The organism is Bifidobacterium magnum (assembly GCF_000741255.1).
Lineage (GTDB): Bacteria > Actinomycetota > Actinomycetes > Actinomycetales > Bifidobacteriaceae > Bifidobacterium > Bifidobacterium magnum.
Genome location: NZ_JGZB01000004.1, coordinates 50,416 through 64,902, shown reverse-complemented (window position 1 = coordinate 64,902; position 14,487 = coordinate 50,416). Strand labels below are relative to the sequence as shown.

The following is a 14,487-nucleotide window of genomic DNA, read 5'->3' as shown; positions in this document are numbered from 1 at the left end:
TTTCAACGGTTTCACGCCTTGTTATGAACTTCCGTTCCCCATCGTCAGCTCAGAGTCGGCCGGAATGGGCGCTGTTGTCGGCACTTTGCCGACGCTCTGCGTCCCCTGCGCAACTCTTCTGTCGATACACGGCGTAAAAGATTGCTTATTGTTCAGTTATGGAACTTTTACCATAGCAGAAGTCGGCCGAAAGCGCGTGAAATTTTGCAGTTTATTAGTAATCTGCCGATTTGTTGCGTAAATTTTGGCGGTTCCTTTGTTAGTTGCGTAAAAATACGCGGATTACCCGTTAACTGCAGTTTTCTTGCGTGAATATTTGCAAATAACGACTAATACGACGATTATTCACGTGAAAAACTGCAAATAACGCCTTAACCGCGCTTTTCACTCGCGTTCCGCGGCGCGTCTCGACTAAAAACCGCAACTAACTAGTAATCTGCAAAAATTCACGTGAATAATCGTCGTCTAACTAGTAAATTGCAGATTTTTACGCACAAAAAGTGCGGATAAGAAGGAAACCGCGGATTTTAACGGTCGAAAAATGCAAGTAAGACGTTAACTGCGTATTTTTACGCACCTAATAAAGAAACCGCAGATTTTCACGCACAAAAAGTGCAGATAAGAAGGACACTGCAAAATTTAACGGTCAAAAAAATGCGGACAAGGAGAAACTTGCGTATTTTTACGCAGGATAACGGCACCAAAAATAAAAACTGCACGCAACCAATATGATTGCGTGCAGTTTCATGCAGGCCTAAGCGAGACGGCGGCGATTAAATGACCGTCCGCCAGCTGTCCGCTTTACCACAGACCAAACGGATCGGTGAAGCCGAACTCGTTGCCATTGGAGTTGCCGTTACCGTTGCCGTTCGAATCATTGCCCTCGGAATTGCCGTTGCCATTCGAGTTGCCGCGCTGGTCGTCGCGTTCCTTCTCGGATTCGGAGCGGTTCGAGCCGGTGACCGTGCTTTCTTCCTGGTCGAAGGTCACGTCGAGCGTAATCGTCTTGCCGTCGCGGATCACGGTGAGCTTGGCGGTGGAGCCCATCGCCTCGGCACGCACAAAACCGAGCAGCGAGTACATGCTGCTGACTTCATTGCCGTTGAATCCGACAATCACGTCGCCCGTCTTCAAGCCGGCCTTCGCGCCCGGAGCGCCATCAGTCACGGACTTCACCACGGCGCCGGCGCGCGTCACACCGTCAGCTTCCGCGGTTCCCGTAGCGATCGTAATGCCGAGCGCAACGTGCGTGGCCTTGCCGTCCTTGATGATTTCGTCGGCGATCTGCTTGGCCAAATTCGACGGAATCGCGAAACCGATACCGATCGAACCAGCCTCGCTCGAAGAGGACGCCATCGACGCAATCGACGAATTGATACCGACTACCTGACCGGCCGCATTGAAGGTCGGACCGCCCGAATTGCCGGGGTTGATCGCGGAGTCGATTTGTACGGCGTTCGTCACGATGGTCGTGTTCGAATCGTCGTCCATGACCGTAACGGGGCGATTCAGCGCGGACACGATACCGCTGGTGGACGTGCCCTCGTAACCGAGCGGATTGCCAATCGACAGAATCTGCTCGCCGCTCGCCAAATTATTGGAATCCGCGAACGTGACGGCCTTCAAATTGCTCGGCGGATTCTGCAATTTCAGAACCGCCAAATCGGTGGTCACATCCGTGCCGACCACGTCCGCCGTATACAGGTCGCCGTTGTTAAGCGTGACCTGGATCATCTTTTCGCCGGAAATAACGTGGTTATTCGTAATGATGTAACCCTTTTGCGCATCGATAATCGCGCCCGATCCCTGCGCCGCGCCGTTGTTGAGCTGCGTGGTGATCGAGACGACGCTCGGAGAAACGGCCTTGATGACATCGACCCAGTTCGCGGTTTCGCCGCCTTCGACCTTGGCGGTACCGTTGCCGCCCGTGTTCGTTGAAAGGGACGTCAGCGAGCCGGCCGCGGGAGAGGAGACCCAGCCATTTTCAATGGCCGCGTATCCCACTCCGAGACTCAGAATGACGGCGACCGCCGCGGAGACGACGCCGACCACCACAGGATTGGCGCCGCTTTTCTTCGGCGGGTTCGGAGAGTTGAAATCGGGGGCCGGATTGTTCGGATCTTGCGGATTGAACGGGCCGAACGGGCCGTTGCCCGTCGGCGTGCCCGTTCCGTTTCCATTGTTGTCCGCAGCATTGTTCGCGCCATTTTCCGGTACGAACGGACCGATTCCAGACTGTTCGTACGGATTGGACTGGCCCTGGGCATAGCCGTGAGGCTGCGGATCCTCGACGCGCGGCGCGACGGACGGAGCGTAGTGTGCCGGCTGCGTCGGGAATTGCTGGGTCGGCTGAGACTGCGTCGGAATCGGCTGAGTGGGCTGCGTTTGCGTGGCCTGGCTGTCGAACGCGCCATATTGCGGGGCCAGACGGTAGCGTGCGGTCGGCTGCTCGGCGGACTCCGGTTCCTGCGCGGAATCGGACTGCGGCTGAGCGCTCTGCTGCGGGTTCACAGCGGAATGAACGTCTTTGATGGATGGGTCGGTCGAATGATCATGCTGCATTGCGGGAACGTCATGCGTCTGCGGCCGCTCTGCCGAATTATTGTTCGGCTGGGACGGGGTTCCTAAATTATCGGCCATGCCTACTCCTCTGAACTGTATTCATGCGCTCCATAGAGCCTCTATAGAGCAATGTACTAGTTCAGTAGTTAAGAGAAGTACACTGAAAAATTGCTGAGAGCACAATGGGAGCGAGACAAGATTTTTGTTGGGAATTCGCAAAATCAATTCCTGCTTCTAAAGTTGGCTTCATGACCAGTCTTCTTGAACATCCGCGCGGAGCCGAACCTGGCAAGCCAGGAGACCGCAGCGCATTCTACTTTGAACAGCACACGCGTCTTTCCGATTCGCCGAACGGCCTTGGCAAAAATGGCGCCCGTTACGGTCGAACTGGTGTGATCCACACGCCTCACGGCGATATCCAAACGCCGGCGTTCGTGCCTGTGGCCACGCAGGCCGCCATGAAGGCCGTGCTGCCCGAATCCATGAAGCAGTTGGGCGCGCAATGCCTGCTGTCCAACGCATTCCACCTATTTGAGCGTCCGGGCGAAGATGTGCTCGACGCGGCCGGCGGCCTTGCCAAGTTCATGAATTGGGACGGTCCGACGTTCACCGATTCCGGCGGCTTCCAGGTATTGTCGCTGGGCGCGGGCTTCAAAAAGACGCTCGCAATGGACGTGACGGGACTCAAGTCGGACGACGTGATTGCTGACGGCAAGGAGCGCCGCGCGTTCGTGGACGAGGACGGCGTGACATTCAAGTCGCCGCTCAACGGTTCGCTGCACCGTTTCTCGGCCGAAATTTCGATGGGCATCCAGCACAAAATCGGCGCCGACATCATGTTCTCCTTCGACGAGCTCACCACGCTCATGAACACGCGCCAGTATCAGGAAGAGTCCATTGAGCGCACGTTCCGCTGGGCCAAGCGTTGCGTGGCCGAGCACAAGAGGCTCACGGAAGAACGCCTCGGCAAGCCGTACCAGGCGCTGTATGGCGTGGTGCAGGGCGCCAACTACGAGGACCTGCGCCGCCGTGCCGCCGCACAGATCGCCTCGCTCGACTTCGATGGCGTGGGTATTGGCGGCGCCATCGAGAAGCGCATCATCGGCGAAACCTGCGCATGGATCTGCGACGCGATGCCGGAAAACAGGCCGCGCCACGTGCTGGGCATTGCCGCCGTGGACGACATTTTCGCTTGCGTGGAGAACGGTGGCGACACCTTCGACTGTGTTGCTCCGGCCCGTTGCGGCAGGAATGGCGCCATTTACACGCGTCATGGCCGTTACAACGTCAAACGCGCGGAAAACAAGTTCGCGTTCACGCCGCTTGAGGAAGGCTGCGACTGCTACACCTGTACGCACTACACGCGCGCCTATGTGGACCACTGCCTGCGCGCCCGCGAATTCGACGGTTTCACACTGGCCACGATCCACAACGAACGCTTCTTCGTCAAGCTGCTCGACGACATCCGCGCCTCGATTGACGGCGGCTACTTCGAAGAGTTCCGCGACGAAACCATGGCGCACTACTACGAGAACGGCTCGCGCGGCTGAGGTTGTGGGTCGGATTCGGCCGAGTTCGGTCGGATCCGGCCTGACTCCCTGCACGACACGCCGTGATTGACAAACTTGCGCAATCTTTCATGAGGGTGTAAGTTTGTCGATTGTCTGCGAGCGTGGCGGAATGGTAGACGCGCTGTCTTCAGGTGGCAGTGAGCGTATGCTCGTGCGGGTTCAAGTCCCGCCGCTCGCACCATGAAAAGCCCTCGAGTTTCGACTCGAGGGTTTTTGTTTTGCCATGGCATCTATCTTCTGCATTTTGAGACAGACACACCGCGGTTCATGTCTCAAAATGCAGAAGAAGCAGCCAAAGAGGCCTTTATCTACTCCTCTTCAATCCCGGGCTTGGCGTCGGCACGGTTGCCGCGCGTGCGCACACGCTCCATGATCTGGTAGGCGATCAGCAGCACCGCAAGCCAAATCACGCCCGCAAATACCGCCACGCGGTAGCTGGGGGAGAAGAACATGAGCACGACGACCATCGCGAGGAACGCGATCACAATATAGGGCATCACGCGCGCGAACGGCAGCTTGAACTGGATCTTGTTCAGCGCTTCTTCGCCCTTCAGACCGGCCAGAGCCTTTGGACCATCGCCGTTGCGGACGGCCTTGCGGAACTTGAGTTCCGTGATCATGATCATCGTCCAGTTGATGATGCCCGCAATCGTCGCGATCGACATCAAATAATTGAACGCGAAATCGGGCCACAGGAACACGATCACCACGGCAAGCGCCGTAATCAGCGCACTAATAAGCACGCCCATCACAGGAACACCATGGAAATTGAGCCGTCCCAGAATCTGCGGAGCGTTATGCTGGCGTGCCAGCGAATACAGCATGCGCGAGTTCGAATACAGGCCTGAATTGTACACGCTCATGACGGCCGTCAAGCAGACGAAATTGAGGATGCCGGCGGCAATACGGATGCCGACGGAATCGAAAATCTGAACAAACGGACTCATCTGCCCGTCGATCAAATTCCACGGAACGACGGCCATGATAATGCCGAGCGCCGCGATATAGAAGACGAGAATCCTCCAGATGATGCCGTTCGTCGCCTTCGGGATCGTCTTGGCGGGATCATGCGTCTCGCCGGCCGTAATACCGATCAATTCGGTGCCACCGAAGCTGAACATGACGACAACCAGCGCCATCAGCAGACCCGTCCAGCGGCCGTCCGCCGTACGTTCCATAAGTCCGTGCGGGAAGAAACCGCCGTCAATGGCGAACCAGTTGGCGAACGACGCGCGTACGCCGCTGTCGGTCGGCATATTGAATACGACGAGCACGATGCCGCCGATAATCATGGCGATCACTGCCACGATTTTAATGAGCGCGAACCAGAATTCGAATTCGCCGAACTCGCTGACGCCAAACAAATTGAGCGCCATGATCACGACGAGGAAAAATGCCGCGGATACCCACTGCGGAATGTGGGGGAACCAGTAGTTCACGAACGAGCCGACCACCGAAAGCTCGACCATGGAAACAAGAATGTAGTTGAACCAGTAATTCCACCCTGAAACGAAGCCGGCACGCTTCGACCAGTACCGGGTGGCGTAGTAGCTGAATGCGCCTGCGCGAGGGTCTTCCACGCTCATCTCGCTCATGGCGCGCACGATCATGAAGATTGCGAGGCCGCCGATCAGGTAGGCCAGCAAAATGGAGGGACCGGCCAAGCCGATCGATTCGCTGGAACCGTAGAACAGGCCCGTTCCGATCGCGCCTCCCAGCGCGATGAGCTGGATATGCCTATTCTTCAGCGATTTTTGCAGGGAGCCCGATGGCTTCTGGACTTTCGCAGGTTGCTGCGCGTTCATGTACGCGGGCTCATGCGCGGTTTTCGTGCCGCGCGGCTGTGTGGTGTTCATTTGGAAAATATCTCCGCTCTTACCTGTTCAGCCATGGAACCCAGCCGTTCAAGTGCCGCGAACGGTTGGCCGGCAAGAGCGTGTTCTGTCCCCAATTAAGAAAATAGCCAAAATCGTGCTGCAAGCCGGTGCTGAACAAGTGCCATTGTAGCGGCGTTTATGTTAAGCGGCCGCTTCCGCAACGATTTTTGGAGCGGTAGGCAGGTCCGTGATCACGCCGTCTACGCCCGCGCGGAAATTGGCGCGGATTACCGAAGGCTTCGAGACGGTCCAGGTCCACACTTCCTTGCCCGCATTGTGGATGCGTTCAACGGTTTCCGGAGTGGCCAAATGCTTGGCGAGCGCGAGGGAATCGATATACGGCTCGTTGATGTGCTGCATGATGGCCGAGCGGTGGCCGATAAGCAGCTGCTTGTACATGTGAGGCATCACGTCGTCGAGGCGGTGGAGCACGCAATCGTAGAACGAGTGCACTTCCACGCGGTCCGTAAGCTCGGCGTGCTGAGCCATGAGGTTGCGGAATTCGTTGACATTGGCGTGCGGATCCTTGAATTCCACGAGATAGTACATGCGCGAACCGTAACGGTTGAACACGTCGCTCAGGCGGTGCACATTCTCGCCGTTCTTCAGATGCAGGGCGTCGAGCTGGTCGCTGGACAGGTCCGCGATTCTCTCGTTGATGCCCGCATCGCGGTTGAGCGTGGCGTCGTGGCTGACGTAATAGACGCCATCGCGGCTTTGGCGCACGTCCAATTCAATTTGCGGGCAGTCGGAGGCGAGGGCCGCGTCAAAAGACGCGAACGAGTTCTCGATCACGCCGGGCGTCACAAACCCGCGGTGCGCGAATACAGGCATGCGCTTATGGGTGTCAAGCGGTTGTTTGAGTTCCACCGACACTTCATGGCTTACATGATTGAGCGTGGTGGAGATGCTGGCCAGCGTCATGGCGCGCAGTTGCGCGTCGGCATGCAATTTCACAGGCACTACAAGGCAAAGCACTACGAGAAGGGTCATTGCCATTGCCGATATGCGTCGTGTCATGATGGTTCCGTCCTCTCTCGTCCGTGTTTGTTGTCCAATTTCCATTCTCTGGGAGCGTCGCTGGAAGGTTCCTGAAGATTTGTATAAATATCGCCGCTCGCGAAGTCTCAGGAAAAGGCGGTATATCGCGGATTTTCACGTGACAATACGCAAACGTTTCGTTACTATGAGCAGTAAGGAAACCAATCAAAAACAACGTCCGCCCGGCTGCAATGGCGCAGGAGACGAGGTCATCATGGCGTTCATCGAATTCAATAACGTGGTCAAAGAGTATCCGGCCGGTTCAACGACCATTCGTGCGCTTAACGGGGCGAGTTTTACTGCGGACGAAGGCAAGCTCACGGTGATTTTGGGCCAGTCGGGGGCCGGAAAAACGACGGCGCTCAACATTTTGGGAGGCATGGATACGGCCACCAGCGGCAAAGTCACAGTTGGTGGCGTCGATATTACGAATTTCAACCATAACGAGCAGATTCAGTACCGTCGCAACAGTATCGGATTCGTGTTCCAGTTCTACAATTTGGTGGCCAATTTGACAGCGCTTGAAAATGTGGAGTTGGCGTCCCAGATCTGTCAGCAGCCGCTTGATCCCGCGCAAACGTTGCGCAATGTGGGGCTCGGCGACCGTATGAACAATTTCCCGGCACAACTGTCCGGAGGCGAGCAGCAGCGCGTTTCGATCGCGCGTGCGATCGCGAAAAATCCGCGATTGCTGCTGTGTGACGAGCCGACGGGCGCGCTCGACTATGAGACAGGCAAGGAAGTGCTCAAATTGTTGCAGCGCATTTGTGTGGACGAGGGCCATACGGTGCTCATCATTACGCATAACGCGGCGCTCGCGCCCATGGCGCACAAAATTGTACGATTCCGCTCGGGCCAAGTTGTGAGCGAGGAAACGAACCCTGATCCCACGCCGATCAGCGAGATTGAATGGTAGGGGGCGAACGTCATGAAGCGGGCTTCAGTAACCGACACGTTGCGCGCATGGCGGCATTCCGTCAAGCCGTTCATGTCGCTTGTGGTCATCACGTTGCTTGGAGTTCTCGTGCTGACTGGCATTTATGCGGGTTGCCAGGACGCGTTCCGTGCCGCGAACGCCTATTACACGGCCCAGCATTTGCATGACATTGAAGTGGCGTCAAGCAGCGGCATTACGAACGACGATCTTGAGGACATACGCAAAACGGCGGGCGTGGCGAGCGCCGTGGGCCAGCGCACGCAACCCGTAACGTTCACGGCCGACGAGAAAACCGAAGATGGCATGCTTACGGCGCTGACGAGCATGGACCGGCCGTATGTGACGCAAGGCGCGCTTCCCAAACATGACGGCGAAGTGGCCGTGACGCGCCAGTTCATTAAAACCATGGGATTATCGGTGGGGGAGTCGTTTACGGTCAAATCCGAGATTCCGGCTGCCACCTTGGCCATGATGGCCGCGGCCGGCATGGCTCCTGGGCAGCCTGAACAAATGGAAACGAGCTCGCGACTGAAGATTACGGGCATCGTGATGCCCGCCGACGATTTGACGAATCCGGACGGCTACATGAGCCAGAACGGGTTGGCCCGCTCGGACACCACCAGCGAGACGGCCACATTCTATGTGCCCGCAGAAGCGCTTTCAGGAGACGTTTATTCCTCGGCGCTGGTGCGCGTGCAGGGCGTGGAAGACATGAGCACGTTTAGCGCGGACTATGAAGACACGGTCAACCGTGTGGTGCACGAGCTCAGTACGGGACACACCTGGTTCGTCCAAGATCGTGCGAGCTTGAGCGGATACAGCGCGTTCAAGTCGGATATCAGTTCCATCGAGTCGATCGGCAACGCGTTTCCCATTGTTTTTCTTGTGGTGGCCGTGATGATGAGCCTGACCACCATGACCAGGCTTGTGGAAGAGGACCGGCTCGTTATTGGCACCTATTCGGGATTGGGCTATAACGGACGGCAGATCATCAGCCGTTATGTAATGTTCGCCGTATGCGCATGCCTGTTGGGCGGCGTTTTGGGAGATGTGGCGGGATTCTTCGGTTTGCCCGCGTTCCTGCTCGTGGTGATCCACGGCATGTATGCGATCCCGAATATTTCGCTGCATGTGATGTGGCCGTTGGCCCTTGCGGGCATCGCGCTGTTCGTGCTGGGCATTGGCGCAGCTGCGTTCGGTGTGGCATGGGGCGAGGTGCGTCAGCTTCCGGCCGTATTGATGCGGCCCAAGTCGCCGAAGGCCGGCACACGCATCCTGTTGGAACGCATCACGCCCATATGGAAGCGCATGAAGTTCCTCAATAAGGTCACGGCGCGCAACATGTTCCGGTTCAAGTCGCGCCTGATCATGACGGTGGGCGGTGTGGCCGGATGTACGGCCTTGATTTTATGCGGACTGGCCATCAACGACACCGTCAATTCGCTTGGCGAGCGCCAGTATGGTGAAATCGACCGCTATAGCGTCATGGCGCTGTCCACCGATGCGGATGCTGCGCAGCTCTGGGATAGCGTGCATGACAACGCGACTACGCAGTCGATGCTTAAGGCGCATGTGGAAGCGGCAACATTGTCGGCCAACGGCAGCACAAAAGTTCAACTTATTGTCATTCCCGACGATGAATTGAACGAATTGAACAGCATGGTATCGCAGGAAGCCGTGGATACGCGCTCCACGTGGCGGCAACTTCAGGATTGGATCCGCGGCAACAAGGACGGCGCTACGCAAGTACAGGCCGGCCAGCAGGTCACACTCAATACGAGCGAAATTATTGTGCCGCAGTCGGCGGCCAATTCACTCGGCATTCATGCGGGCGAGCGTGTGGGATTGGAGAACGGCCAAGGCACGGTGGCCCATATTCGCGTGCAGGCCGTAACGCGGAATCTGATCGGCGCGAGCGTGTTTATCAGCGAGCACGCTTACAATCGGCTGTTCCCGAGTGACACCGCTTCCGCCAGCACTCAAGACGCACTTGCATGGAACGCCGTGTATGCGAAAATCGACGGTACGCCCGACGAATGCATCGACTACGCGGATCAGCTCGCCCATGAATCCTTCGTACTGTCGGCCACGAGTACCAACAAGCAGGCGCGCGACTTCTCCTTCGACCTGATGGGAGCCGTAGTGGCCATTATTGTGGGCCTGGCCGGGGGCCTCGCGCTAGTGGTGCTGTTTACGCTTTCGCAAACCAATGTGGCCGAACGCACGCGCGAAATCGCCACCCTCAAAGTGCTGGGATTTACGGACCGCGAGGTGCACCACTACGTGAACCGGGAAATGATGATGCTCACGCTTATGGGCATCGTCATAGGTCTTCCTGTGGGGTATTGGGTCAGCGGCATGCTGACGAGCGCGCTCAACATGCCCGGCATTTACTTCGCCGTGCAAGTGAACGCGCTCAGTTACGTCATAGCGGCGGCCGCCACGCTCGTATTTGCGCTGCTCGTGCAGCTGTTCGTCAATCCCGTGCTTGACAAGATCGACCCCGTCAGCTCGCTCAAATCGGTCGAATAGTCGAACTTACTCGCGTTCCTCGGCCACGGACTTGGCGAATTCGGCGGCCGGTTCCGGGCTGTCGCCCAACGCGATACTGCCCAGCTCATCGGGCTCGACGGTACCGTTGGCCAACAGGTCGGCGTGTGCGGGAAGCGGGCCCGGCACATCGTCGCGCTTCATCTGCTTCGTGAACTCGGCGGCCTGCAGACGCTGTTGCGCCTGTTCCGATTCCGTAAGCGAACGCTTCTCCTTGAGCACGCAAATCGTGCCGAACACAATAAGCCAGGCGGCGCTAATGAAGCCCGGCAAACGCGTGTCCGCACTAATGAACAGCGTCGCGAAAATGAACACATAGAACACGATCGCCAACGTATTCGTGACCTTCCAGGCCGGCAACAGGAATCCGTCGGGCATGAAATCAGGGGACTTGCGGTACTTGCGGTGCGCGAGCATCGTCATAATGTAAATAATAATGAGGAACGCGTTCGCGCACGAAGAGAACAGCACGAACGAACTCTTCAACTGCGGAATGAAATTGACAATCGGCACAACCAAAATCAGGCAGGCCGACGCAATAATGGCGCGCCCCGGAACCTTGTTGCCCGAGACCTCACCCAACTTATGGAAACGCGGGTTTTCCGACTCGCTGGCCTTCTGGAACAAGTGGCGTCCGGCCGAATACAGCAACGAATTGAGCGAGGAGGCGCTTGCCGTAAGCACCACGAAGAACACAAGTCCGGCGGCCCAATTGAGGCCCGCGTACTCGAACACCATAATGAACGGCGAGGCGAACGTGCCGTCCGCATTCTGCTTGAACTGCGTCCACGGCACAATGCACATGATCGCGAGCAGCGCGCCCACATAGAAAATGAGCACGCGCATAATGATGCTGTTGATGGCCTTCGGCATCACCTTGCGTGGATTCTTCGTTTCCGACACCGTCACGCCCACGAATTCGATAAGCGTGTAGGCGAAGAAGACCATTTGGAAGCTCATGAGGAACTTCATCCAGCCGTTCGGCATAAGCGAGAAGTTCACGAACAAGTTCTTGATACTCACGGCGCCGGCCGGCGAAATCGCGTCCTGTCCCGTCACGTGCACGGCGGAATAGTGGTAGCCGATCACAAGCATCACGACGGCCGTGGCGATCATCGCGCAAATCAGCGTGATCTTGATCATGGCGAACCAGAATTCGGCCTCGCCGAACACTTTCACGGCGCTGAGGTTCACGAGCACGAGCAGCACGAGGAAACCGACCTCAATCAACGATTTCCAGGCGCTCATATCGATGCCGAAAGTATCGAAGAACGTGACGAAATAGTCGCCGACTGCCGTGAGCTCCGTCATACCCACGAACAGCAGCGCGATCCAGTACGTCCAAATGGCGAAGTTGCCCCAACCTTTGCCCAGGTAACGGCCCACGAAATTGATGAACGTGTGCTGGTCGGGATCGCGGTACATGAGCTCGCCGATCGCGCGCATCATGATAAACATCATGAGGCCTACGAAAATATAGACGAGCACAATCGAGGGACCCGTAAGCGCAATGGACTGACCAGAACCCAGGAACAGGCCCGTACCAATCGTGCCGCCGATGGCGATGAATTGCACATGGCGGCTCGTAAGTCCGCGATTCATGGAATTATGCGACGACTGGTCAGGACCAGCCTTACGCGCCGGTTCGTTGGAGTTGGCGGCGCCGTTTGGCGATGTATGTGAAATGGTCATAAGCAGTAACTAACGGATTTCGAATTATAGGAACGGATATTCGTATTATTTGGCGACCGGTGTGGGAGACCTGCAATACTCGACTCCGCGGCGGCGCACAATATCCCCCTACTGTAAGGCCAGCCCTTCCCCGAAACATTGACAAAATCGATCGAAACGGCCTCTTGGAATCCGCTTACGGGGGTATGGAATATTGATTATTTTCAGATAATTTATCCGATTTTTCGCAATTAAGTGGATTCGTAGTATGCTGTAGCGCGGATGGTTTCATGTGTGAGTCGAAACCGGCACAGTTTTGTCGGTTTCGATCCATACACCTTCCACATTCGTTCCGATTTCCCCATTTTTCAACCGCTCGACGACGGTGGCGATGTGCATTCAGTGCATACCGGAAAGATTCGTTCCGGTGATGGAATCCTTACTTTATACGATCGCGATTGTGTAAAAATTCCTTAATTTATCAGAAGTTCAATTTTAAATAAAAAAGTTCAATTTACTCTGTTAGTTCAAAATTTTCATTTCCGATTTTGGCGTGTCGCGAGATTCGATTGATAGACGGCATTCGATCGTCTTTTTGGGGCCCCATAAGGTCCTTCATATTCCCTCCGACAGCTCCCGCATTCCCTTCTGCATTTTGAGACAGACACGCCGGGTTTTACGTCTCAAAATGCAGAAGAGGAAGCCGGGTTACTACATGCGGCTGGCGCTCTTCGGGTTGAGCTCCATGGTCTGGAAGTGGTGCGCCATGAAGTGGTTGTCGAAGTGCTGGGCGAAGAACTGCGCGGCGGGGGAGTCCTGCGAGATGCCGGCCAAACGCGAATACCATGCGTCCAGCGACAGCAGCGTCATCACGCCGTCCACCACAATGAAGATGAAGCAGATCAGCGTGAGCCAGTAACGCACCTTCCACGGAATCAGCTGGATGAGCTTCAGAATATAGGGCAGCGCCACCTTGATCCAAATCAGGCCGAGCACGCCCCAGCAGCACATGAACGCCACGGACGTGCGGCCGTCAATATTGCCCCACTGGTTGCTGTAGTTCCATGCCGTAATGCCGAATGCCGTCTGCATGAACCAACTCGTGAAGTATTCGAATGCGCCGCCGATCACTGCGCTGGCGCAGAAAATGAGGAACGGGCTCGACTTGTACAAGCGGTTCAGGAAGATCGTCATCAAAATCGCGCCGAAGCCGTAAATCGGGCTGAACGGCCCCCACAGCATACCCGTACGGTTCTGGTAATGGCCGAACACCACGATATGGAAAATCGTTTCGAGCACAAGGCCAATGACGCTGGCCAGCACGAACATCCAGAAAATGTTGAAGAAGTTGAGGGAAATGTAGCCCTTGCCCGTAAGATCGCGGCCAAGCATGTCCTCGGACTTGCTTTTCTCATAAGTGGCCTTGCTCTCCATCATGCGCAACTGATGCTGCACATGGCGTTCCTGGCGCAGCTGCGGATCGAGCGTCACGGACAGCACCACAAGAATCACAAACTGCACAAACGGCAAAATAAGGTGGTAGTCCATGCCGTAAATGGCCATGTTGAGCATGATCTTCGCAATGACGAGCGGAATCAGCACATAGGTCCAATACATGGCGTGGCTGCGCTTGTCGAGCAGCAACAGCAAGCCGAAAATCAGCATGCCGATCACAATCACGAGCTGCACGCCCATGCCAATGGCCTCAAGCAGGAACGTAAGGCTCGAAACCTTCGGTCCCAAATGCCCATCAACGGTCTGGTACAGCATCGTGACCGCGTCGGCAATGATAAATGGCAGCGCGGCCACGCTGGCCACAATGATCAGGCCGCCCAGAATGCGCACAAGAATCTGCAGACCCTTGCTCATGTGCGCATCGGTGACAATCAAATGATGCTTTGGCGCAGCGGTTTTCTTGGTGTTCGACACATCGGCCGGAGATTTGGATTTGTCTGATGGCGCCGTGGTATGCGGTGATGTGTTCGGCGTCACTTGCGTGTCCGTCATGGCTTGCTCCTCAGTCCCGTAACGAAAATTCCCTCAATATAAACGGCGCTCGCGTCCCCCACATGCGTCCAGTACTCCCACAGGATCCACTACTACGATTGCGCCTCATACGCCAGCTTCACTGATACACAGCGGTTTGAGCGGGTTTGCGTGATTGTAATTATATGTGGAAGAGCGTTCTGAATAGCTGGGAACGCCCTGATCGCACTAGAGAGGTATGGATTTTCTTCATGGGCGAACACAATGCTACTGATTGCGTAGCGCTACGTAC

The 14,487-nt window shown here is 56.3% G+C and carries 7 protein-coding genes, 1 tRNA gene and 1 pseudogene; 4 read left to right on the top strand and 5 right to left on the bottom strand.

Features of this window, described 5'->3' with window-relative positions; genetic code table 11:
* Positions 1-801 precede the first annotated feature (801 nt).
* Complete coding sequence (locus BMAGN_RS03860; protein WP_026502119.1) at positions 802-2,640, bottom strand: S1C family serine protease; 1,839 nt, start codon at positions 2,638-2,640, stop codon at positions 802-804.
* 170 nt (positions 2,641-2,810) lie between these two features.
* On the opposite strand from BMAGN_RS03860, the gene tgt reads away from it, so the two are divergent.
* A complete protein-coding gene (gene tgt / locus BMAGN_RS03855; protein WP_022860229.1) occupies positions 2,811-4,112 on the top strand; it encodes a tRNA guanosine(34) transglycosylase Tgt in 1,302 nt (433 codons plus the stop codon).
* A 116-nt stretch (positions 4,113-4,228) separates the two neighbouring features.
* Positions 4,229-4,314, top strand: a tRNA-Leu gene (locus BMAGN_RS03850).
* 127 nt (positions 4,315-4,441) lie between these two features.
* Here the strand turns inward: BMAGN_RS03850 and BMAGN_RS03845 are convergent.
* Together BMAGN_RS03845 and BMAGN_RS03840 are read right to left on the bottom strand one after the other, a co-directional pair.
* Positions 4,442-5,938 (bottom strand): amino acid permease, encoded by a 1,497-nt coding sequence (locus tag BMAGN_RS03845; RefSeq protein ID WP_051126663.1) that lies wholly within the window; start codon positions 5,936-5,938, stop codon positions 4,442-4,444.
* Positions 5,939-6,151: 213 nt separating this feature from the next.
* The gene (locus BMAGN_RS03840) at positions 6,152-7,009 is read right to left on the bottom strand and encodes a glycerophosphodiester phosphodiesterase (protein WP_162176170.1); all 858 of its coding nucleotides are present in this window, start codon (positions 7,007-7,009) and stop codon (positions 6,152-6,154) included.
* Between the two features lie 256 nt (positions 7,010-7,265).
* Between BMAGN_RS03840 and BMAGN_RS03835 the strand changes: the two genes are divergently transcribed.
* Positions 7,266-7,967, top strand: a complete 702-nt coding sequence (locus tag BMAGN_RS03835) for an ABC transporter ATP-binding protein (RefSeq protein ID WP_022860226.1) — start codon at positions 7,266-7,268, stop codon at positions 7,965-7,967.
* A gap of 12 nt (positions 7,968-7,979) precedes the next feature.
* Complete coding sequence (locus tag BMAGN_RS03830) at positions 7,980-10,520, top strand: ABC transporter permease (protein WP_022860225.1); 2,541 nt, start codon at positions 7,980-7,982, stop codon at positions 10,518-10,520.
* A gap of 225 nt (positions 10,521-10,745) precedes the next feature.
* Here the strand turns inward: BMAGN_RS03830 and BMAGN_RS03825 are convergent.
* Positions 10,746-12,224, bottom strand: a pseudogene (locus BMAGN_RS03825) (amino acid permease); the annotation flags it as partial.
* 696 nt (positions 12,225-12,920) lie between these two features.
* A complete protein-coding gene (locus BMAGN_RS03820) occupies positions 12,921-14,216 on the bottom strand; it encodes a putative ABC transporter permease (protein WP_022860223.1) in 1,296 nt (431 codons plus the stop codon).
* Positions 14,217-14,487 lie beyond the last annotated feature (271 nt).